Here is a 20382-nt window from a genome sequence, read left to right as displayed (position 1 = left end):
TCTCCAAACGGGAGAACAGAAAGAAGAGGTTTATGATGAAAAAATTTAAAATGAACGAAATTGAGATGTTACAGTATCAGTTAAACAGATACAAGACTATGAGAAAAGGAGCTATGTGTCAGTTATTAACTATGAAGCTCCAAAAGTTAATGAACGAACAAACCACTGACGTTTGTTGTTAAGTCGAATTTATTTAAAGTGTATATAAAAGAACGGCTCTCCAACTTGGGGAGTCGTTCTTCTTTTATGTTTTTTGTCTATTTAAGTAGCGATAGGGCTCTTTTGATTCTTTTCATCGCTTCCTCGATATTTTCATCTGAAGTAGCATAGCTCATGCGGAAGCAATCGGGCGCGCCGAACGAATCGCCACCAACAGTCGCGACATGACCTACTTCCAAAAGGAACATAGCCAAGTCGTTAGAGTTGTTGATTTTACGGTCTCCGTAACTTTTCCCGTAGAAAGAATCACATTTAGGGAAAAGATAGAATGCTCCCTGCGGAACGTTTACCTCCAGTCCAGGAATCTCTTTAGCTAACTTGACAATCAAGTCGCGTCTCCGTTCAAAAGCCTTTCGCATGTCCTCAACACATTGCTGACTACCCGTATAGGCTGCTTCGGCAGCTTTCTGAGAAACAGAACTCGGGCCGGATGTATATTGTCCCTGCAATTTATTGATTCCCTTGATAATCCATTCCGGACCGGCAGCAAAGCCAATTCTCCAACCGGTCATGGCGTATGCTTTCGATACTCCATTGATGATTATCACCCGATCTTTAATCTCTTTGAATTGGGCAATGCTCTCATGCTTTCCTATATAGTTTATATGTTCGTAAATTTCATCAGCGATGACGAACATGTCCGGATGTTTTGCGATAACTTTTGCTAAGTCTTCCAATTCGTTCTTGCTATATACAGAGCCTGTAGGATTGGACGGGGAGCAAAGAATCAATGCTTTTGTTTTAGGTGTGATAGCTGCTTCCAATTGTGCGGGAGTAATTTTGAAATCCTGGTCGATACCGGCATAGATTGTTATCGGAGTACCATCGGCTAACTTGACCATCTGCGGATAGCTTACCCAGTATGGGGCAGGGATGATGACTTCATCGCCTTCGTTAACCAAACACATAACGGTGTTGCAGACCGATTGTTTGGCACCATTGGCAACAGTAATCTGATTAGCTGTATACTTCAGATCATTCTCATTCTTCAACTTAGAGGCAATGGCATTGCGTAAAGCAGGGTATCCGGCAACCGGTGAGTATTTTGAATAGTTCTCATCAATCGCTTTCTTGGCAGCCTCTTTAATAGCTTCGGGAGTGTTGAAGTCAGGCTCTCCAACGCTCATGTTGATCACATCTACACCTTGAGCTTTCAGCTCACTACTCTTCTGTGACATGGCTAATGTAGCAGAAGGTGTCAAACGATTCAGTCTATCAGATAATTGATTCATATATTATTGTGTTTAATGGTTTTTATAAATGTAACAGATGTCCCATACGTTCCTTTTTTGTTTCAAGGTAACGTTCATTGTATTTATTAGGATGAATTTCAATCGGAACAATTTCCGCGACCGAGAGCCCGTATGATTCCAATCCGACACGCTTAACCGGATTATTGGTCATCAAACGCATTTTGGTAATTCCTAAGCTGCGAAGAATTTGAGCTCCTACGCCATAATCGCGTTCATCGGCCAAATGTCCCAAAAGCAGATTAGCATCGACGGTGTCTATTCCCTCCTCTTGAAGTTTATATGCGCGCATCTTATCCATCAATCCTATGCCGCGTCCTTCCTGATTAAGGTAAACGATGGCACCTTTTCCTTCTTTCTCAATCATTTGCATTGCTTTATGTAGTTGTTCTCCGCAGTCACATCTCATGGAGCCAAATATATCTCCGGTAGCGCAGGAGGAATGGACACGTACTAATGTAGGTTCATTTTTGTTTATTTCTCCTTTAATGAGCGCGATGTGTTCTAACCCACTGTTTTTCTGTCGGAAAGGAATAAGATGGAAATGTCCGTATTCGGTTGGCATATCTACTTCTTCTCCTTGTTCTATCAAGGATTCTTCCTTTAAGCGGTAAGCGATTAAATCGCGTATACTGATAAGTCTGATTCCCCATTCAGTAGCCTTTCTTCTGAGCTCGGGCAGTCGAGCCATGGAACCGTCATCGCTCATGATTTCCATCAGAGCGGCTGCCGGATAAAGACCGGCTAAACGAGCCATATCAACGCAAGCTTCTGTATGTCCTGCTCTACGGAGTACGCCCTTATCTTGTGCATATAACGGATTTATATGTCCGGGACGGCCAAAAGTTTGCGGAGTAGAATTGGGGTCGGCTAATGCTTTAATTGTTTCATAGCGGTCGTGTACAGAAACACCGGTGGTACATCCCTCCAGTTTATCAACCGTAATTGTAAACGGAGTTCCCAACATAGAAGTGTTATCGGCTACCTGACGGGTCAGCTCAAGTTCTTTGCATCGTTCTATAGTAAGTGGAACACAGAGCACGCCCCGAGCGTTTTTCAGCATAAAGTTAATTTGCTCGGGAGTGATTTTCTCGGCTGAGACAATTAAGTCGCCTTCATTTTCCCGATCTTCGTCATCAACGACAATTATAAACTTACCTTGACGGAAATCGTCAATAGCACTTTCAATGCTATCCATCTGTATCTTTTCTTCTTCCATAGTTGTTATTTTATAAAAGATTCATCATTAATTCTATTTTGAATATCCTTATTGTTTTTTACTATCTTCTGTAAATCCTTGTCCAAACGTACACCGAACATCCATATACGGAAATAAAACACCAGTCCAACCGGAATTATAATACCGGTTATGATGTTTAGCCATTCCTTCTTGAACGGGCTCTTGTGCGCACTGGTAGAGAGAATAGGGTAGCGGTTCAATAATTCAAATAAATATTTGTCTTTACCATTAGAGAGTTCTTCAATAATTCCTTCCAATTTCTCGCTGATATGGGCTATTTTGTCATCGTCACCTTTATTGGTAAAGATACGATAATAATTGGGAGCTTTCCAAAACTTATGTTGTTTATTATATGCAGTACATTCTGCGCTCAATTGTTCCAAATCAGAGCATATACGCATGTAATCAGGGTCTTCAATAATGACCTCTTTCCTATATATATGGCGGGATAGACGCATACCAAACAGTATTCGGAAGAAATTTCTATACATATCAAGATTGAATACTACGGAGTCGTTATTCGATTTGTATGTAAAGAATGCTCCAATGGGCGCAAGAACCATCGTGCTCATCCATGTACCTAACGCGATGTTCATTTCACCGCTCTTTGCGACACGGGTCGATCCGGTATCAATTATATAATAAAACACGAAGATAAACACAGATACAACGACAGGAAGACCTAATCCTCCTTTTCGAATAATAGCCCCTAACGGTGCTCCGATAAAGAAGAAAATGAGACAAGCCAATGAGAGCGTAATCTTTCTGTGCCAATCAATATAGTGTCTTAAAATATCTTTATCCATATCTTCTGTTTGAGCAGCCTTCATAGCCCAGTCGGCTTGCAACTGAGTCAGCTGGGTGGTAGCATTCGTCAGAATCCTTTCCTTTTCTGCCATTGGGTACGACTCGAACAGACTGTCTGCGTTTAATTTAATTGCTTTGTGTTGCTGTAGCTTTATAGAATCCTGTCCTGACAGTTTTATCGGCTTGTAATAGGTTTGCGACATCTGCGTGTAATTATAGCGTCCCACGCTATCGGCATGTGTTTCTAATGAATCAATGGAATGGGAAATCTGTGACATGCTTTTGGTATCCGAACGACTGCTCAGATAGCTTCCGTCAGCCATCTCAAACCCCGTATTGAATTCTATTGTAATATGTTTCTCTCGGAACGTTTCTCGCCGATAAGGAACGGCTGCCGAAGACATTTGCTGTGCTCTTAGATTTTCAAATTGTTCTCCATTATATAAATGCAGCCATAGATGCTGTTTGTCTTCGGCGGTTTCTATTTTCCCTCTTTCTGCCCATATAACATGTGCATTATCAAATCCGTCGGAAAAACTGTAGATAAGGATATCGCTCATTATACCGGTTTCTTTATCCTTATGTTTGACATATATATTATAGTCTTCTATTTCGGTATAGAATACTCCTTCAGGAATATCAAGTTCCGGAGATGTTTGATTGACGGAGACGACTAAAGTCCATAATTTTTGCTGTGATTTGGGAGCTATGACATTCTGAAAAAAGAAAGAGAGTACGCAAAGGAATCCGCAGAAAACGATGAGTGGGCGCATGATACGTGTCAGAGGAATGCCGGCTGATTTCATGGCAAGCAATTCGTATCGTTCACCGAAATTTCCGAATGTCATGAGTGCTGCTAATAAGATAGCAAGAGGTAAAGACATTGGGATTAAAGTAATGGCAGAATAAAAAAAGAATTGGCCGAGAACAGATAATTCAAGTCCTTTTCCCACTAACTCATCAACGTATCTCCATAGAAATTGCATCATGAAGATAAATAAGCAGATGACAAAAGTTCCAACGAAGAGCAGTAAAAAACTTTTCAGGATAAATATATCTAACTTCTTTATGCGCAGCATTCTTAACAATCCTAATCGAATCCCGATTAATTATGCAAAAGTAGTATAAAAAAAGGAGAGAACAGTATGTTTTGCAAATTTTAATGATGTTAGATTCCGGCTTCGCGCTTCAGAGCTTTAATTTGAATATTCCAGAGTTTTTCCATCTCTTCTTCATCGCCTTTTTCAACAAAGTCGGTAACGGTAAGGATGTAATCTCCGGTAAGTTCATCTTCCTCCATTCTTAATTCAAAAAAAGTGCCTCGTTCATCGTCTGTCCAATGGAAACGAATATAACTGTATTGATGACTGTTCATCAGTCGAGCTGTACGAGTTTCATTGTTGCCCCATTGAAATGTGTACAATTTATCGTTTACAGTTACTTTATCGGCAAACCACAGTTCCAAACCGGAAGGCATGCTGATCATGTTCCAAAGCACTTCAATGGAACCGGATGACAATATATATTCGTGATGGATTTTTATTTTCTCCATGGGATTTGTTTTCTGTTTGCGGGCAAAAATAAATCAATTTTTATTTCTTACATAATAAATGACCTATTTTTTTTGAGGCAGAATCTGTGGACGTTTCTATATATACTTGTCTTAGTGGATGTTTCAAGTGTTTTTAGATAGTTTAGTTCTATCACTTTTATCTTCTTTCAGAAAAAATCGTGTATTGGTGCCGAAAAAAAACGGGAGTAAGTTTGGGAGATTAGAAAATATGGCTTATCTTTGCCCCCGCTAAAGCAAAGAATGATGGCGGGATAGCTCAGCTGGTTAGAGCGCATGATTCATAATCATGAGGTCCCCAGTTCAATCCTGGGTCCCGCTACATGGAAACAAGCAGTTACATTTATTGGTAGCTGCTTGTTGTTATTATGTGTAGGTTATGTAATGAGTTCGGTGAATTATAAGTATCTTTCAATTGTACGAATACTTCAAATTATTTTACCGTTATGCCTGATAGGGAAAGAGCCTGCTTTTTCCGGTTTTCAGGGCGGGTTCCCTGTTTGGGAGCGAAAAACAACACCCGTTGTCTTTTTTTTATATTTTCCGGAAAAGCAGGCTCAGGATAACCTAAAACATCGTTTTAACATCTTTTTAGGTTCACTTGGTTCACTTGGTTCACCTATGCTCTTTTAGACACTTTCTTCAGGGCTTTTTTGTTCTTTATATACTTGCCTTCTTTTTTTACAATGAACCCTTTTTTGACAAACTTTTTCAATGCTCTGTTACAATTATTTTTTGAAAACTGAGCAGCTTTCAGGGCAGCCCAAAATTCACTCCACGTAAATTCTTCAGGCATAGCCAAGAGAATATAGAATACTTCCTCGTTGCTTTTTGCCGGCTGCGTTACCTTGATGCCGCCGGGCAGCATGGTGAACAGCGCCAAGCTGTGCTTTATGCAGTTCAGCACTATGCCCCGTGCCGTTTTAAAATCGGCATCGTCGCAATAAACATCGGTGAACGTCATTTTAGCTTCCCACTTACGCATGGCCGTGAGGATGGCGCAGAGGCGCATCATTATCAGTCCGTAGTATATGTTCGCTATGTTCGTTATTGTAAGCAAAATTTGATTAAGATGGGTATAAACACAACGGGGCAGGCAGGGTAGGGCACTAATGGTGTGTTCGGTAATATCATCCTGTGACTCAGTGTTTTCTGAAAAATTTTCATTCTTTTCAGGTTCCGAAAACAGCATAGGTGAACCAAGTGAACCAAGTGAACCTACGTGTTCATTAAATTTACCATTCACATAGCCATATCCCGACCGTATTTTCTTCCTTATCTCGGCAGTTCCGCAAGTCTCGTCCGCCCGCTGTTGCACCTTTCCGATGAGTAATTCCAACTCCCCGGCAGTCATCCCCTTAAATCAATACGTATCTGTTGTGTGATTGATACGTATGAGTTCAACAACTCACGCGGATGAATCATTCAACTCATACGCATGAACTGCCCAACTCATCCGTATCACTTCAAGCGTTTGTACGTATCGGAATATAGTTTTATGAATAAAGAAATTATTTAGCATTTCTTATCTCGAAAAAATACTTAAAGTTCATATTTTTTCTTTCTATTAGATAAAAATCTTTATTTTTGCAGCCATATATTTAAAAACTTAGGTTTGTTCCATGATTGTTCGCCGTATCTTTATATTTATTGCTGCTGTCTTTCTGGGTATTGAAGTTGCTCATGCCCAACAGACGAATGCAGAAGAAGCCCGTAACCTTTTTAATAGTGTATATCAAATGGTATTTGGCGAGCAGGGCTCTACGCTGCATTATGATGTGAACATCATTGGGATTTATAAAACGAATGGTACCATTTGGTATAAACAAAAGAAGATGCGGTATAGCGAGCCGCGTTATGCTTCGTGGAACGATGGGATTACGGCCTATATGGTCGATCATAAGAAGAGGACTGTACGTATTTACCGATCGGATGACGATAATAAGGATACCTATCTCTCGAAATTTAAATATAATCTGAACGACTATGAATATAGTTGGAAAAATGTGGATGATGGTATAGAAATAACTCTTAAGCCAAAGCGAGCCGGACTTATTGGGATTCGTCAGGTCAAAGGAGTGATAGATAGAGAAACGCATTATCCGCTTTATCTTCGTATTAAAGTCGCATTTTTTTGGACAACGGTTAGGATTTCTAACTTTCGAAGTGGTAGTATTGGTGATTATAATTTTATATTTCCCGCTCTTCAGTTTAAAAGTTATGCCACGACCGACCATCGGAATGATAAGAAATGATAACAGTCCGGTAAACATTTATACCTTTCACCGGCTTCGCCTGAGTCTCTTTACTTAGGGAAGCAGTTGACTGATAGTTGGTTTATATTACTCCGCTGGTTTACACGTATCACTTCATAGAGTCAACAAATAGAGACGGAAGATATAATGAAAGGGAATGATAGTTTATTCCCAGATGGATATACTACGTCTATTGTTTCTGGAATTGAACCGTCAAATTAACGTTTTTTTGAAAAGATTTTTCAGTTTCCCATGCAATATTTTGTAAAAGCAGTGTTTTATATATAAAGAATACTTTAACATTTAATACATAATCGATATGAAGAAAATATTTTTATTGTTTTGTGCATCCTTAGTGATTTTAACCGGATGTAGTAATGACGATTCACCGGTTATCCCCGGCGAACGGAAGGACATATCTCTTACCACCAGATCGAAAGAGCTGAATGAAGTGGTAAGCGGATTTACTTTTGATTTCTTTAAACAGCATAATATAAAAGAAACACAAAAGCCTAATTTTATGGTGTCGCCATTCTCGTTGTCCACGGTTATGGCAATGGTAGCCAATGGCGCGGAGGAGAATACTTTAGATGAAATAATGAAGGTTCTCGGTTTTGGTGGCTCATCCGTAAACGAATTGAATGAATATTATCAGACTTTCATGAAAAGTTTACCTCAACTTGACAATACGGTAGATTTATCAATAGCTAATTCTATTTGGACAGCTAATACTTTGAATGTTAAAAAGAATTTTGTTGAGGTGAATAAAGCTAAGTATGATTCGGAGGTCAGTCCCGTTGATTTTACTGCAGAAAGTACTAAAAAGATTATTAATGATTGGATTTCGAAGAAGACAAATGGTTGTATTTCCGATTTTATCAAGGATATAGACCGTCGGACTCGTATGATGTTAGTCAATGCGCTTTATTTTAAAGGTTCATGGGCTTCAAAGTTCAAAAAATCGGAGACAGAGAAGAAGGAATTCACCAATCAGGATGGTTCGAAGAATAAGGTAGACATGATGCATCAGAAAGGTACTTTCGCTTATGCAGACAATGGTACTTTTGAGATGTTGAAACTTCCTTATGGAAATGGCGCTTTTTATATGAAAGTGTTATTACCCAAAAAAGACCTGTCTGTTAATGATGCTATTAGCGATTTGAATAAAGATATGTTGGTAGAATTGGATTCACGTAGTCATTTGACGGAAACGGATGTAGAATTACCGAAGTTTAAAATGGAATATGAGTCCGACTTGAGAGCGGACATGGAGGCCATGGGAATGAAACAGGTGTTCTCAAGTGATGCTAATTTCTCAGGTATGGCTGAAGAATCCATATTCATCAATCAAATCAAACAGGGTATTTATCTGAACGTGGATGAAGATGGTACGGAAGCTGCCACTGTAACACAGACCGGCATGTTAGGTGCTATGATTGGTGAAAACGGTGTCTTTCATGTAAATCGTCCGTTCGTATTTCTCATTCAAGAACAAAGTACCGGTGCTATTCTTTTCATAGGGAAAGTAGCGAGCCTGTAGCAGGAATTCTAAGTAGGGAAAGAAAAAATAATGAGATTAATTAACGTATTCTATGTGCATAGAATACGTTAATTATGTAGAATGATAGAATATGTTCTGAAGAAATTCATTAACTTTGCATCTTCGATAAAAAAGTGGAAAGAAATGAGTTTAAAGAAATATCAGAACAAGCCTGAGCTTGCGGAAGGTGAGAAGATAAGACCTAACCCTAACAAGCGACCTTTTGTGAGTAAGGCTATGCAGGCTGAGGTGAAAAAGGCTTGCGAAGTGATGGAAAAAGGAGGAGTGATTCTCTATCCCACCGATACGGTATGGGGTATAGGTTGCGACGCAACCAATGCAGAAGCCGTAAAGAAAGTGTATGAGCTGAAAAGCCGATCCGACAGTAAAGCTATGTTAGTGCTGGTGGACAGTGACGTAAAAGTGAACTTCTATGTAAAAGATGTTCCGGAAGTGGCGTGGCAATTGATAGACTATGCTACCAAACCGTTGACCGTAATTTATGAAGGCGCACGTAACTTGGCAGAGAATCTTATTGCAGAAGATGGCAGCATAGGTATAAGAATAACAAAAGAAGTCTTTTCGAACGAATTATGCTATCGTTTCAAGAAAGCAATTGTTTCTACATCAGCCAATATAAGCGGAGAGCCTTCACCGGTCACATTCGAAGATATCAGCGACGAAGTAAAGAACGCAGTCGATTATGTAGTAAACTGCCGTCAGAAAGAGCACGGACATCCGAAACCATCAAGTATTGTCAAAGTGGGATCGGGCGGATTAGTAAAGATTATCAGGAAGTAAATGGATCCGATACCAGAAAAATCCGGTCTGCTGCAACGCTTTATTCTTTGGCGCGAGAAGCATGTTAGCGAGAGTCAGTTCGTACTGTTGCTCAGTATTATAGTAGGTGTACTCACCGCTATTGCCGCCCGATTGCTTAAATTGTTGATTGAAGGTTTGCAGCATCTGCTTACGAGTAATTTCAATGCAATGGGTAGCAACTGGCTGTATCTGGTTTATCCTGTTATCGGAATTTTTATTACCAGTCTGTTCATCCGCTATGTGGTAAAGGATGATATAGGGCATGGCGTGACAAAGATATTGTATGCCATATCCCGAAGGAAAAGTCGTATTAAGCGACATAACTGTTGGTCGTCGCTTATCGCGAGTGCTATTACCATTGGTTTTGGTGGATCGGTTGGAGCAGAGTCACCTATTGTGTTGACCGGTTCTGCCATCGGTTCTAATTTGGGCAGTGTGTTCAAACTCGACCATAAAACACTGATGTTGTTAGTTGGTTGTGGCGCTGCCGGAGCCATTGCAGGTATCTATAAAGCACCTATTGCGGGAATGTTGTTCGTGCTTGAAGTGTTGATGATAGACCTGACGATGAATTCATTACTTCCACTACTCGTAACCAGCGTGAGTGCTGCTATCGTTTCTTATTTGTTGACAGGTACGCAGGCTCTTTTTGAGTTTCACATGGTGGAGCCTTTTATACTGAAGCGAGTTCCTTCTGTAATTATATTGGGAATAGCATGTGGATTAGTTTCCGTTTACTTTACACGAATGATGGATATGTGTGAGAATGTATTTCGTCGTTACAGCAACCCATATACCAAGTTAGCAATTGGCGGCATTACTTTGAGCCTGCTCATCTTCTTCTTTCCCTCGCTTTATGGAGAGGGTTACGATACGGTAGGATTACTTATTAACGGTAAGAGTGATGCCGATTGGAATATGGTGATGCGGAATTCTTTTTTCTCAGGCGATGGGAATATGTTGTTAGTATATTTGTCACTCATTGTTTTAGTAAAAGTCTTTGCTTCGAGCGCGACAAATGGAGGAGGCGGTTGTGGTGGTTTGTTTGCGCCAAGTTTGTTTCTCGGCGCTATTTCCGGGTTCATTTTCGCTCATTTCTGCAATGTATTCGATATAGGTACGTTTACTCCGGAGCAGAACTTTGCGCTTTATGGCATGGCCGGACTGATGACCGGTGTGATGCATGCTCCGCTGACCAGTACATTCTTGATAGCAGAGTTGACCGGAGGTTACGATTTGTTCCTTCCGCTGATGATTGTTTCTGCCACGGCTTATCTGACAAACCGTGCGTTTCAGTCGCAGAGTATTTATGCTATTCGTTTGGCAAAGAAAGGCGAGCTGTTGACACACCATAAAGATAAGGCAGTGCTTACACTGCTGAATATTGACAGTGTGGTAGAAACAGATTTCTTGAAAGTTACTCCGGATATGGATTTAGGACAGATGATTCAGGTTATTTCCCGCTCAAAACGAAATCTATTCCCGGTTGTTGATAATAGTGATAAGCTTCTTGGCATTGTAGTTATGGATGATATCCGGAATATTATGTTCCGTCAGGAATTGTATCATCGTTTTAGAGTCCAACGGTTTATGATATCACCTCCGGCTCGTGTGATAGAAGATGATACGATGGAGACGGTAATGAAAAAGTTTGACGATACGAAAGCATGGAATTTGCCGGTGGTGAAACGAGATGGTACTTATTTGGGCTTTGTTTCTAAATCGGAAGTATTTGATGCCTATCGTCAAGTATTAGTTAATTTCTCACAAGAGTAATATGGACAAGAAAGATTTACGCATAGTTTATATGGGTACTCCCGATTTTGCGGTGGAGAGTCTTCGTCGTTTGGTTGAAGGCGGATATAATGTTGTCGGTGTTGTCACAATGCCCGATAAGCCTATTGGACGGCATGGCAGTGTGCTCTCGGCAAGTCCGGTGAAAAAGTATGCCGTATCGCAGGGGTTGAAGGTTCTTCAGCCTGAAAAGTTAAAGGATGAGGCTTTTGTAGAAAAGCTTCGTTCGTTGAAAGCAGACTTACAAATAGTTGTCGCGTTTCGTATGTTGCCAGAGGTAGTTTGGGCAATGCCAAGATGGGGTACTTTTAATTTGCATGCATCTCTTCTACCACAATATAGAGGAGCAGCACCTATCAATTGGGCGATTATTAATGGAGAGAAAGAAACAGGCATTACTACTTTCTTTTTGAAGCATGAAATAGATACGGGAGAGATCATTCAGCAGGTACATGTGCCTATTGCCGATACGGATGATGTGGAAACAGTACATGATAAACTGATGAATTTAGGTGGTGACCTGATATTGGAGACCGTCGATAAGATTTTGAATGGCACGGTAAAGAGTATACCACAAGAACAGTTGATTCAATCGAGTGAGGAGTTGAAACCGGCTCCGAAAATTTTTAAAGAGACTTGCCGTATCGATTGGAATCAAGGAGTAAAGAAGGTGTACGACTTTGTCAGAGGACTTTCTCCGTATCCGGCTGCATGGACAGAACTTTGTGATGGAGAGAAATGGCTTGATTTGAAGATTTTCCGGACAGAGAAAGAGTTTCGTGAAGTGAAAGAATCTGTCGGAACAGTTCTTACAGATAATAAAACATATCTAAAGATTGCTTTAAGTGACGGATATTTGAATGTTTTGTCGCTTCAATTGTCAGGTAAGAAAAGAATGTGTATTGAAGATTTTCTTAGAGGCTTTAGAGCGAAAAAGGGTATTAAAGTAGCATAAAACAGAGCGAAGATCCTTCACAGGAGCTTCGCTCTTAAAGTCTTGCGTCATCAATTGCTTAGACTTTTCATAGCGGTATTGCGGAGTGTTATCTTCTATAGATTAAATAGAAATCGGATAAAAAGACTGCATATAATAATGTTAAAAGTATCTAATAAAAAAAAGTTGTTGACAGGATGCAGTATTTTCAATCTATTGGTGTTATAAATATAAAAGGTTGAGTCTTGATAATGGACGAAAAAGAATTAGCGGAACGTTGTAGTAAGGGTGAAAATCAGGCTCGGAAGCGGTTATATGAGCAATATTCCGGACAATTGATGGCGATTTGTCTTCGTTATACCGGCGAAAGGGAATCGGCAGAAGATGTCTTACACGATGGTTTCTTAAAAATATTTTGTTCTATTCGGTCATTCAGTTATCAGGGCGAAGGATCGCTCTCCGCATGGTTGTCGCGAGTGATGGCTAATGAAGCATTGAATTTCATGCGACGGCAAAAAAAGACACTGAAGGATGAGGTTCCGATGGAACAACTGCCTGATGTGTCGGATGAAGAGAGTGATGTGGATCAGCTTCCTCCGAAAGTTTTGATGAAGTTCATTCGGGAGTTGCCCGATGGGTATCGGACGGTATTCAACCTTTTTGTATTTGAAGAAAAGACGCATAAGGAGATTGCATCGATTTTAGGAATCACTGAACATGCTTCTTCTTCACAATTTTTTAGAGCAAGAATGCTATTAATGAAAAGAATTAAAGAATATAAGGAGACAACAAGACTAATATGAAACAAGATAAATGGATAAATAAATTACGGAATAGAATGAATGGCTATTCGGAGCCTGTTCCTGATGACCTTTGGAGTCGTTTGGAGAAGGAGCTGAAAACATCCAATTCTGTGGAATTGATTCCTTGGTGGAAGCGTTGGCAGGCTGTTGCTGCAGTAATAACAGTGGTTATTGCATGCTCAATTACCGGATGGTTCATGTTTAATGATGAACAGTCTGATGTACGACAGGTATCTGAGAATATCCCGTTTACATCAGCTAAGCAGAACGAAAATGGGAATCAGGTATTGCAAGATGGAGAGACCCCTCTTGCTGAAAAAGAAGTCAATCAGTTAGGAAAAGCATTTCCGACGGATAAACAGGTGAGAAGAAATGCCGTGACCTTAACTCGGAATGATGATGTTGCAGTCGGAAGCAATGCTTCTGATCAGACTTTGTATGTTGAAAGAGATGAGGACAGTACTGCCAAAGAGAATGAAGTAAAGGAAGAAACAGTATCCAATACTGATAAGAAGGAGGAGAAGCAGTCGGTGATACAGATTAATCCTCAGAGTAAGCAGCAGGCTTATGCTTCACGGAGTAAAAGCAAAAATTACATACCAGCTAAGAAAAAGAAAATTAATCGTTGGTCAGTAGCTCTTGGAGGAGGCAATACTCCGCTGTCGTATTCAAACATATCGAAAGGTTTCAATTCTTTGGAAAGCAATTGGATTTATCAGGATAATGTTCAGCTTGGTATGATTTCGAAACCGGATGATGATGTTATTACTTATGATGGCAAGGAATATAAGTGGTTTTCTGATAATCTGATTTCTGTGAATGCGAGGGACTCGAAAAATGAATATACGAATATTGAACATAAAGCGCCCATTACCTTTGGTTTATCTGCTCGTTACGCTTTGAATCAGGATTGGTCTGTTGAATCGGGATTATTCTATACAATGTTAAATTCAGAATTGACTTCCGGAACGAAGTTTTCATATAAGAAAGAAGAACAGCGTTTACATTATATTGGTATTCCTTTGAAGCTGAACCGTATTATTTGGGGAAATGAGCATTTCGATGTATATGCTTCAGCCGGTGGCGCTGTAGAGAAATGTGTCAAAGGGCAGTTGGAGGTTAAGTCTGTTTATGGTGAAGAAGTAGACAATGGTCATGTTCAAAATGTAGATATAGATAAGCTTCAATGGTCGGTAAGCGCTTCTATTGGCACACAGTATAAGTTGATAAAAGAATTGGCCATTTATGTGGAACCGGGTATCGTTCACTATTTTGACGATGGGACAGATGTTCAGACAATTCGCAAGAAACATCCTACAAATTTTAATTTATCAGTCGGTTTCCGCCTGAATTTAGGAAAATAAAAGCAGTATTATTCGATTTATTGGATAATTAGGCTTACCTTTGTTCAGAGAACATAATTATGCTTATGAAACCACTAATTTCTCCTTCAATATTGGCTGCGGATTTTGGAAATTTGCAGCATGATATTGATTTGATTAATCAGAGTGAAGCCGACTGGTTGCATTTGGATGTAATGGACGGAGTTTTTGTCCCAAATATTTCTTTTGGATTCCCTGTAATGAAGTATATGGCTAAGCTTTCAAAAAAGCCATTGGATGTTCACATGATGATTGTTCAGCCTGAGAAATTTATTGGTGAAGTGAGAGATTTGGGCGCAATGATGATGAATATTCATTACGAAGCTACTATTCATCATCATCGTGTTATTCAGCAAATTAAAGATGCCGGGATGAAGGTGGGCATTACTTTGAATCCGTCTACTCCTGTAGTGATGGTCTCTGATATTATTCAGGATGTGGATATGGTTTTGCTAATGAGTGTCAATCCTGGATTCAGTGGACAGGCATTTATTCAACATACGATTGATAAAGTGAAGCTTTTACGTGAACTAATCAATTATACTCATTCAAATTCACTTATTGAGGTAGATGGTGGTGTGAATCTGAAAACAGGGAAACAATTGGTTGAGGCCGGTGCTGACGTACTTGTTGCGGGTAATACTGTTTTTAAAGCTCCGGATGTTATCGGAATGATTCACCAACTTAAAAACTTGGGAGCAAGGGAGTGAATGATTTGAGGTCATACCCTATACTCCGGCTAACAATTCCATTGATAGCCGGAATTTTTTTTACTGATACTTTCTTTCCTGTTACCGGAACAATGGTCTTCAGGGTAGCTGCATGGTGTCTCTTTATTTTATTGCTGTTCTTGATTAAAACGCAAGAATATAAACTACGCTGGTTATTTGGAACAGTTCTTTATATATTTCTTTTTTTGTTGGGAGGAATGCTTGTTCAGTTGAAGTGGAAACAAATATCTCCAAATTGGAATGGAAATAGTCAGATTTATAAAGGAACTGTATTAGAAATACCAAAGAAAAAGGCAAAGACCGTTTCCTGTTTATTGCTATTGAATAAGCAAAAGGCATTAATGTATATCAGAAAGGACAGCTTATCCATGTCTTTGAAGATGGGTGATGAGTTGTTGTTTTATTCTAAGATACACCGGCCGAAAAACTTTAGTGATTTTGATTATGCCCAATGGCTGTTGCGTCAGGGAATAAGTGGGACGGGATTTGTTGAGGCAGGGAAATGGAAGGTGACAGGGCAACAATCACTGTCATTTAAGCAAAAATCGTTGCTACTGAGGGCTAAAGTAATTGATTTGTTTCGCGATTGGCGATTCGAAGAAAAAGATTTCGCGGTATTGTCTGCATTGACAGTTGGTTATAAGGAAGAGCTTACTGACGAACTCAGACATGATTTTTCCGTCGCGGGAATTAGCCATGTGTTAGCTATATCAGGCTTACATGTAGGCATATTATGGGGATTGTTGACGTTATTGCTGCGTCCGCTGAAACGAAGTACGGGTGGGAGAATTATAAAATGGATTTTAATCACATCTGTTTTGTGGATTTATGCTTTTATAGCCGGTTTGGCCGCATCCATAGTTCGGGCAGTCATTATGTGTATGCTGGTTGAGTTGGGGCATATTCGAAGTAGTAAGTTTTCATCGCTCAATGTTTTATCGGCGGCTGCGTTTTTCATGTTGATATATAATCCTTTCTATTTATTCGATGTTAGTTTTCAGCTATCGTTTATGGCTGTTCTTTCTATTTTTATGTTTTATCGCCCTATGTTTAATATTTTGCATTCTCATCATTCGGTTGTACGTTATGTGTGGGGTGTCTGTTGTGTATCTTTTGCTGCTCAATTGGGTACAGCACCGTTAGTTATGACTTATTTCTCTAATTTCTCCGTATATTTTTTATTGTCTAATCTGATTGTAGCGCCGCTCATACCGATTATTATGTATCTGGCTGTGGGCTCATTGCTGTTTTCTCCATTCATATTCTGTTTGAGGCATGCTATTCATTTTCTGAATAATGTGGCCGAATGGGTGAGTTGTCTGCCTTATGCTTCTTTTGTTTTGCATGTTAAACCTTCAGGAGTCATCGTATTATACCTTATAATAATGGGAACATTTCTTTTTATTCGTTATCGACGACGTAGAGATTTTATTCATTGGTTGGCGACTTTGCTGATTGGCAGTTCTTATATGTTATTTGAACGATTGACTATTTAAAGGTTCTTCTAAAAAATGTCTTTTAATTCGCAAATATATTGTATATTCGCATTTTCTAAATGTAGTAAAGATGTTATCGAATATAATTGCAGATGCCAGTGTGAAGCAGTTTGCAGAGTGGATTCAAAATTATGAACGTTTTGCGATTGTTGTTCATGTGTCTCCGGATGGAGATGCTATTGGATCGGCTTTAGGCTTACGACATTATCTGATAAAAAAAGGAAAGTCAGTTGATATTATTGTCCCGAATCTCTTTCCTGATTTCCTTCGTTGGATGAGTTGCGCTCCCGATATAGTTCGTTATGATAAATGGAAAGAAAAAGGAGATGCTCTTTTAAATGCGGCTGATGTAATTTGCTGTTTGGATTTTAATGAGCTTTCCAGAATAGATGAAATGGAGGAGGCCGTAAAGAATGCATCCGGAAAGAAGATAATGATTGACCATCATCTGAATCCGGGGAATTTCTGTCAGATCGTCATCTCGCATCCGGAGGCGTGCTCTACATCAGAGCTGATATTCCGTTTGATTTATCAGTTAGATGATGTTGTGAATATTTCGAAGGCAGGAGCTGAATGTATATATTGTGGTATGATGACCGATACAGGAGGCTTTACCTATAATTCTAATAAACCGGAAATATATACCATTATCAGTGAGCTTCTGTCGAAAGGCATTGATAAAGACCAGATTTATCGAAATGTGTATAATACTTATTCCGAAGGACGTCTTCGTTTGGAGGGATATGTTCTTTATAATAAGATGGAAGTCTTTCCTGAGTTCCGTTCTGCTTTAATTTATTTGGATAGAGAAGAGCAACGGCATTTTCATTATGTAAAAGGTGATACGGAAGGATTTGTGAATATCCCTTTAACCATAAAGAATATTATATTTTCAGCTTTTATTAGAGAGGATACAGAGAAAGACATGGTCAAGATATCTTTACGTTCGGTCGGTTCGTTCCCGTGTAATAAAGTTGCCGCGGATTTCTTTAACGGAGGTGGGCATTTAAATGCTTCCGGTGGAGAATATTATGGGACGCTTGAAGAAGCATTGAACCTTTTCAAACAAGCTTTAGTGAAGTATCAGGATTTATTGTTGGCAAAAAAATAGTTATTTAATACTAATTGCACCAAACAGATAGTTACATATAGCATTCTTTTATTACTTTTGTTCAAATTTACATAGAAAAGGATATGAATAAGCTTAAAATAGCATTTTTGTTGGTGGCCGCCGTAATTGTTGGTCAGGCTTTTACAGCATGTCGTCATACTAAAACGTATGCTGAAAGGAAAAAAGATGAGCGCGAAGCTATTAATCGTTTTATAGATAAAAACAATATAACTGTTATTTCGGAAGAAGACTATTGTGCGCATGATACTATGACGGATGTACTTAAGAACGAATTCGTTCTTTTTAAGGAAAGTGGTATCTACATGCAGGTAATTAATCGGGGTGGTAAGGAATATTTGAAGGATGGGCGCCACGAGATTATTTTCCGTTTTAATATGTCACGTATCTATGAGAATGGTACCGATTCTCTTTGGAATACAAATCTACAAGGAACTCCTGACCCGGATGTAATGACTGTTACAAAGTCCGGTACAACATACTCCGGTACATTCTCTCGGGGTGAACTAATGAATGCTTGGGGGGAATCAGCTGTTCCGACCGGTCTGCTATCTCCATTTAAATATCTGAAAGTTGGACGATTGATGGGAGAACGCGGAAAGGTTCGTTTGATTGTACCTCATTCAGAGAGCTTTATGCAAATTAAAAGGTATGTATACCCTTGCTATTTTGAAATAACTTATCAATTGGGAAGATGACACTAATAAAATCTATTTCTGGTATTCGTGGCACTATAGGAGGCCATTCGGGAGAGGGATTAAATCCATTGGATATTGTAAAATTTACATCAGCTTATGCAACGCTGATAAGGAAAACAACCCAAGTCACTACAAATAAGATTGTTGTTGGCAGAGACGCACGCATTTCCGGAGAGATGGTAAAGAACGTTGTTTGCGGAACTCTGATGGGGATGGGGTTCGATGTTGTTAATATCGGATTGGCTTCTACGCCCACCACAGAACTTGCCGTGACTATGGAGGAGGCATGTGGAGGTATTATTCTTACAGCAAGCCATAATCCTCGTCAGTGGAATGCATTGAAACTTTTGAACGAGAAAGGGGAGTTTCTGAATAAAGAAGAAGGAAATGAAGTGCTTCGTATAGCTGAGGCTGAGGCTTTTGAATATGCCGACGTTGATCATTTAGGCAGATATCGTGAGGATAATACATACGATCAGAAACATATAGATAAAGTATTGAGTTTGAAGCTGGTTGATGTGGAAGCTATTCGCAATGCTCATTTCAGTGTTGCTCTTGATACAGTTAATTCCGTTGGAGGAATTATTCTGCCTAAATTGTTGAAACAGTTGGGCGTCGATACGGTTACCACTCTTTATGGTGAGCCTACAGGAGATTTCCGGCATAATCCGGAACCATTGGAGAAGAACTTGGGTGATATTATGAATCTGGTCGCGAAAGGAGGTTACGATATTGCTTTTGTCTGTGACCCTGATGTCGACCGTCTGGCTGTTATTGAGGAGAACGGAAAGATGTATGGAGAGGAATATACTTTGGTGACAGTTGCCGACTATATTCTTCAGCATACTCCCGGAGCTACCGTTTCCAACTTGAGCTCTACTCGTGCCTTGCGCGATGTAACACGTAAGTACGGTTGTGAATACTATGCTTCGGCTGTAGGCGAAGTAAACGTAGTAACCAAGATGAAAGAAGTTGGAGCTGTTATCGGTGGTGAAGGTAACGGTGGAGTTATCTATCCGGAATGTCATTACGGACGCGATACTTTGGTAGGAATTGCTCTTATTCTCAGTTATCTGGCTCAAAAACATGTGAAGATAAGCGAACTCCGTGAAACTTATCCGGCTTATTATATAGCAAAGAATCGAATTGATTTGACTCCGAATACGGATATTGATGCCATTCTTGTAAAAGTTAAGGAGTTGTTTAAGGGAGAGGAGATCAATGATATTGACGGAGTGAAAATTGATTTCCCCGACAAGTGGGTTCATCTGCGTAAAAGTAATACAGAGCCTATTATACGTGTCTATTCCGAAGCTGCTTCTATGGAGGCTGCCAATAAAATTGGCCAAGAAGTGATGGAAGTTATCAAAGGTTTGATGTAATAAATACTGAAGATATAAAATTTCGCCCCCTCATGATGAATACGTGAGGGGCTATTTTTTGTAATTGTTTGGCTGCTATAACTTGACATAACACCATCTCATCCCTTGATAGCAATGTTTATACATGCGTGTTACAGATTTGTTATAGAGAGGCAAGCAAGTCAATGTGTATGAACGGGTGAAGTGATACGCATGAGTTGCTCAACTGATGCGTATGAGTTGATTGGTTCATCCGCATGAGTTGACCGGTTCGTCCGCATGAGTTGGTTGATTCATACGTATCACTTTATCGGTTCACGGGTATCATGTTTGTAATTCGTTCTTCTGCTT

Annotated in this window: 17 protein-coding genes and 1 tRNA gene; 13 read left to right on the top strand and 5 right to left on the bottom strand. The window is 39.7% G+C overall.

The window, feature by feature from the left end; all coding sequences use genetic code 11:
• Window positions 1-257 precede the first annotated feature (257 nt).
• From LO761_RS04725 to LO761_RS04710, 4 genes are all read right to left on the bottom strand, one after another.
• The gene (locus tag LO761_RS04725; protein WP_272817183.1) at window positions 258-1451 is read right to left on the bottom strand and encodes a pyridoxal phosphate-dependent aminotransferase; all 1194 of its coding nucleotides are present in this window, start codon (window positions 1449-1451) and stop codon (window positions 258-260) included.
• Window positions 1452-1473: 22 nt separating this feature from the next.
• Complete coding sequence (locus LO761_RS04720) at window positions 1474-2688, bottom strand: bifunctional 3,4-dihydroxy-2-butanone-4-phosphate synthase/GTP cyclohydrolase II (RefSeq protein ID WP_272817182.1); 1215 nt, start codon at window positions 2686-2688, stop codon at window positions 1474-1476.
• A gap of 5 nt (window positions 2689-2693) precedes the next feature.
• A complete protein-coding gene (locus LO761_RS04715; protein ID WP_272817181.1) occupies window positions 2694-4595 on the bottom strand; it encodes an LptF/LptG family permease in 1902 nt (633 codons plus the stop codon).
• Window positions 4596-4684: 89 nt separating this feature from the next.
• Window positions 4685-5068 carry an START-like domain-containing protein gene (locus LO761_RS04710; RefSeq protein WP_272817180.1) on the bottom strand — a complete coding sequence of 128 codons (384 nt, stop codon included), beginning with the start codon at window positions 5066-5068 and terminating at the stop codon, window positions 4685-4687.
• A gap of 266 nt (window positions 5069-5334) precedes the next feature.
• Here LO761_RS04710 and LO761_RS04705 point away from each other — a divergent pair.
• Window positions 5335-5408: transfer RNA gene (locus LO761_RS04705), tRNA-Met, on the top strand.
• A 297-nt stretch (window positions 5409-5705) separates the two neighbouring features.
• On the opposite strand, the gene LO761_RS04700 is transcribed toward LO761_RS04705, so the two are convergent.
• Window positions 5706-6440 (bottom strand): hypothetical protein, encoded by a 735-nt coding sequence (locus tag LO761_RS04700; RefSeq protein WP_272817179.1) that lies wholly within the window; start codon window positions 6438-6440, stop codon window positions 5706-5708.
• 268 nt (window positions 6441-6708) lie between these two features.
• Between LO761_RS04700 and LO761_RS04695 the strand changes: the two genes are divergently transcribed.
• The 12 genes from LO761_RS04695 to glmM all read left to right on the top strand — a co-directional run bounded on the left by LO761_RS04695 (window position 6709) and on the right by glmM (window position 20052).
• Complete coding sequence (locus tag LO761_RS04695; RefSeq protein WP_272817178.1) at window positions 6709-7341, top strand: hypothetical protein; 633 nt, start codon at window positions 6709-6711, stop codon at window positions 7339-7341.
• 319 nt (window positions 7342-7660) lie between these two features.
• Window positions 7661-8881 (top strand): serpin family protein, encoded by a 1221-nt coding sequence (locus LO761_RS04690; protein ID WP_272817177.1) that lies wholly within the window; start codon window positions 7661-7663, stop codon window positions 8879-8881.
• Window positions 8882-9118: 237 nt separating this feature from the next.
• Window positions 9119-9682 (top strand): L-threonylcarbamoyladenylate synthase, encoded by a 564-nt coding sequence (locus LO761_RS04685; RefSeq protein ID WP_272817217.1) that lies wholly within the window; start codon window positions 9119-9121, stop codon window positions 9680-9682.
• Complete coding sequence (locus LO761_RS04680) at window positions 9683-11479, top strand: chloride channel protein (protein WP_272817176.1); 1797 nt, start codon at window positions 9683-9685, stop codon at window positions 11477-11479.
• A 1-nt stretch (window position 11480) separates the two neighbouring features.
• Window positions 11481-12452: a methionyl-tRNA formyltransferase gene (gene fmt / locus LO761_RS04675; protein ID WP_272817175.1), complete on the top strand. Its 972-nt coding sequence runs from the start codon at window positions 11481-11483 to the stop codon at window positions 12450-12452.
• 230 nt (window positions 12453-12682) lie between these two features.
• Entirely contained in the window at window positions 12683-13234 is a 552-nt protein-coding gene (locus tag LO761_RS04670; protein ID WP_272817174.1) for an RNA polymerase sigma factor, read from the top strand.
• Window positions 13231-14598 carry an outer membrane beta-barrel protein gene (locus tag LO761_RS04665; protein WP_272817173.1) on the top strand — a complete coding sequence of 456 codons (1368 nt, stop codon included), beginning with the start codon at window positions 13231-13233 and terminating at the stop codon, window positions 14596-14598. The genes LO761_RS04670 and LO761_RS04665 overlap by 4 nt, the downstream gene beginning before the upstream one ends.
• Window positions 14599-14663: 65 nt before the next feature.
• Window positions 14664-15326: a ribulose-phosphate 3-epimerase gene (rpe, locus tag LO761_RS04660; RefSeq protein ID WP_272817172.1), complete on the top strand. Its 663-nt coding sequence runs from the start codon at window positions 14664-14666 to the stop codon at window positions 15324-15326.
• Window positions 15323-16843, top strand: a complete 1521-nt coding sequence (locus LO761_RS04655; protein WP_272817171.1) for a ComEC/Rec2 family competence protein — start codon at window positions 15323-15325, stop codon at window positions 16841-16843. The genes rpe and LO761_RS04655 overlap by 4 nt, the downstream gene beginning before the upstream one ends.
• 70 nt (window positions 16844-16913) lie before the next feature.
• On the top strand, window positions 16914-17954 hold the full coding sequence (locus LO761_RS04650; protein WP_272817170.1) for a DHH family phosphoesterase: 1041 nt from the start codon (window positions 16914-16916) through the stop codon (window positions 17952-17954).
• An 83-nt stretch (window positions 17955-18037) separates the two neighbouring features.
• The gene (locus LO761_RS04645) at window positions 18038-18670 is read left to right on the top strand and encodes a DUF4827 domain-containing protein (protein ID WP_272817169.1); all 633 of its coding nucleotides are present in this window, start codon (window positions 18038-18040) and stop codon (window positions 18668-18670) included.
• A complete protein-coding gene (gene glmM / locus LO761_RS04640; protein WP_272817168.1) occupies window positions 18667-20052 on the top strand; it encodes a phosphoglucosamine mutase in 1386 nt (461 codons plus the stop codon). Before LO761_RS04645 ends, glmM begins: the two co-directional genes overlap by 4 nt.
• Window positions 20053-20382 lie beyond the last annotated feature (330 nt).

Source organism: Phocaeicola oris (genome assembly GCF_021295095.1).
GTDB classification, from domain to species: domain Bacteria; phylum Bacteroidota; class Bacteroidia; order Bacteroidales; family Bacteroidaceae; genus Phocaeicola; species Phocaeicola oris.
This window is presented reverse-complemented; position numbering and strand designations above follow the sequence as displayed.

Bases quoted from the DNA above. Each gene is read 5' to 3' on its own strand.
- LO761_RS04710 (WP_272817180.1), bottom strand. From the start codon at position 5,068: ATGGAGAAAATAAAAATCCATCACGAATATATATTGTCATCCGGTTCC.
- LO761_RS04720 (WP_272817182.1), bottom strand. From the start codon at position 2,688: ATGGAAGAAGAAAAGATACAGATGGATAGCATTGAAAGTGCTATTGAC.
- LO761_RS04665 (WP_272817173.1), top strand. From the start codon at position 13,231: ATGAAACAAGATAAATGGATAAATAAATTACGGAATAGAATGAATGGC.
- LO761_RS04700 (WP_272817179.1), bottom strand. From the start codon at position 6,440: ATGACTGCCGGGGAGTTGGAATTACTCATCGGAAAGGTGCAACAGCGG.
- LO761_RS04645 (WP_272817169.1), top strand. From the start codon at position 18,038: ATGAATAAGCTTAAAATAGCATTTTTGTTGGTGGCCGCCGTAATTGTT.
- glmM (WP_272817168.1), top strand. From the start codon at position 18,667: ATGACACTAATAAAATCTATTTCTGGTATTCGTGGCACTATAGGAGGC.
- LO761_RS04680 (WP_272817176.1), top strand. From the start codon at position 9,683: ATGGATCCGATACCAGAAAAATCCGGTCTGCTGCAACGCTTTATTCTT.
- LO761_RS04650 (WP_272817170.1), top strand. From the start codon at position 16,914: ATGTTATCGAATATAATTGCAGATGCCAGTGTGAAGCAGTTTGCAGAG.
- LO761_RS04690 (WP_272817177.1), top strand. From the start codon at position 7,661: ATGAAGAAAATATTTTTATTGTTTTGTGCATCCTTAGTGATTTTAACC.
- rpe (WP_272817172.1), top strand. From the start codon at position 14,664: ATGAAACCACTAATTTCTCCTTCAATATTGGCTGCGGATTTTGGAAAT.
- LO761_RS04715 (WP_272817181.1), bottom strand. From the start codon at position 4,595: ATGCTGCGCATAAAGAAGTTAGATATATTTATCCTGAAAAGTTTTTTA.
- LO761_RS04670 (WP_272817174.1), top strand. From the start codon at position 12,683: ATGGACGAAAAAGAATTAGCGGAACGTTGTAGTAAGGGTGAAAATCAG.
- LO761_RS04695 (WP_272817178.1), top strand. From the start codon at position 6,709: ATGATTGTTCGCCGTATCTTTATATTTATTGCTGCTGTCTTTCTGGGT.
- LO761_RS04725 (WP_272817183.1), bottom strand. From the start codon at position 1,451: ATGAATCAATTATCTGATAGACTGAATCGTTTGACACCTTCTGCTACA.
- LO761_RS04685 (WP_272817217.1), top strand. From the start codon at position 9,119: ATGCAGGCTGAGGTGAAAAAGGCTTGCGAAGTGATGGAAAAAGGAGGA.
- fmt (WP_272817175.1), top strand. From the start codon at position 11,481: ATGGACAAGAAAGATTTACGCATAGTTTATATGGGTACTCCCGATTTT.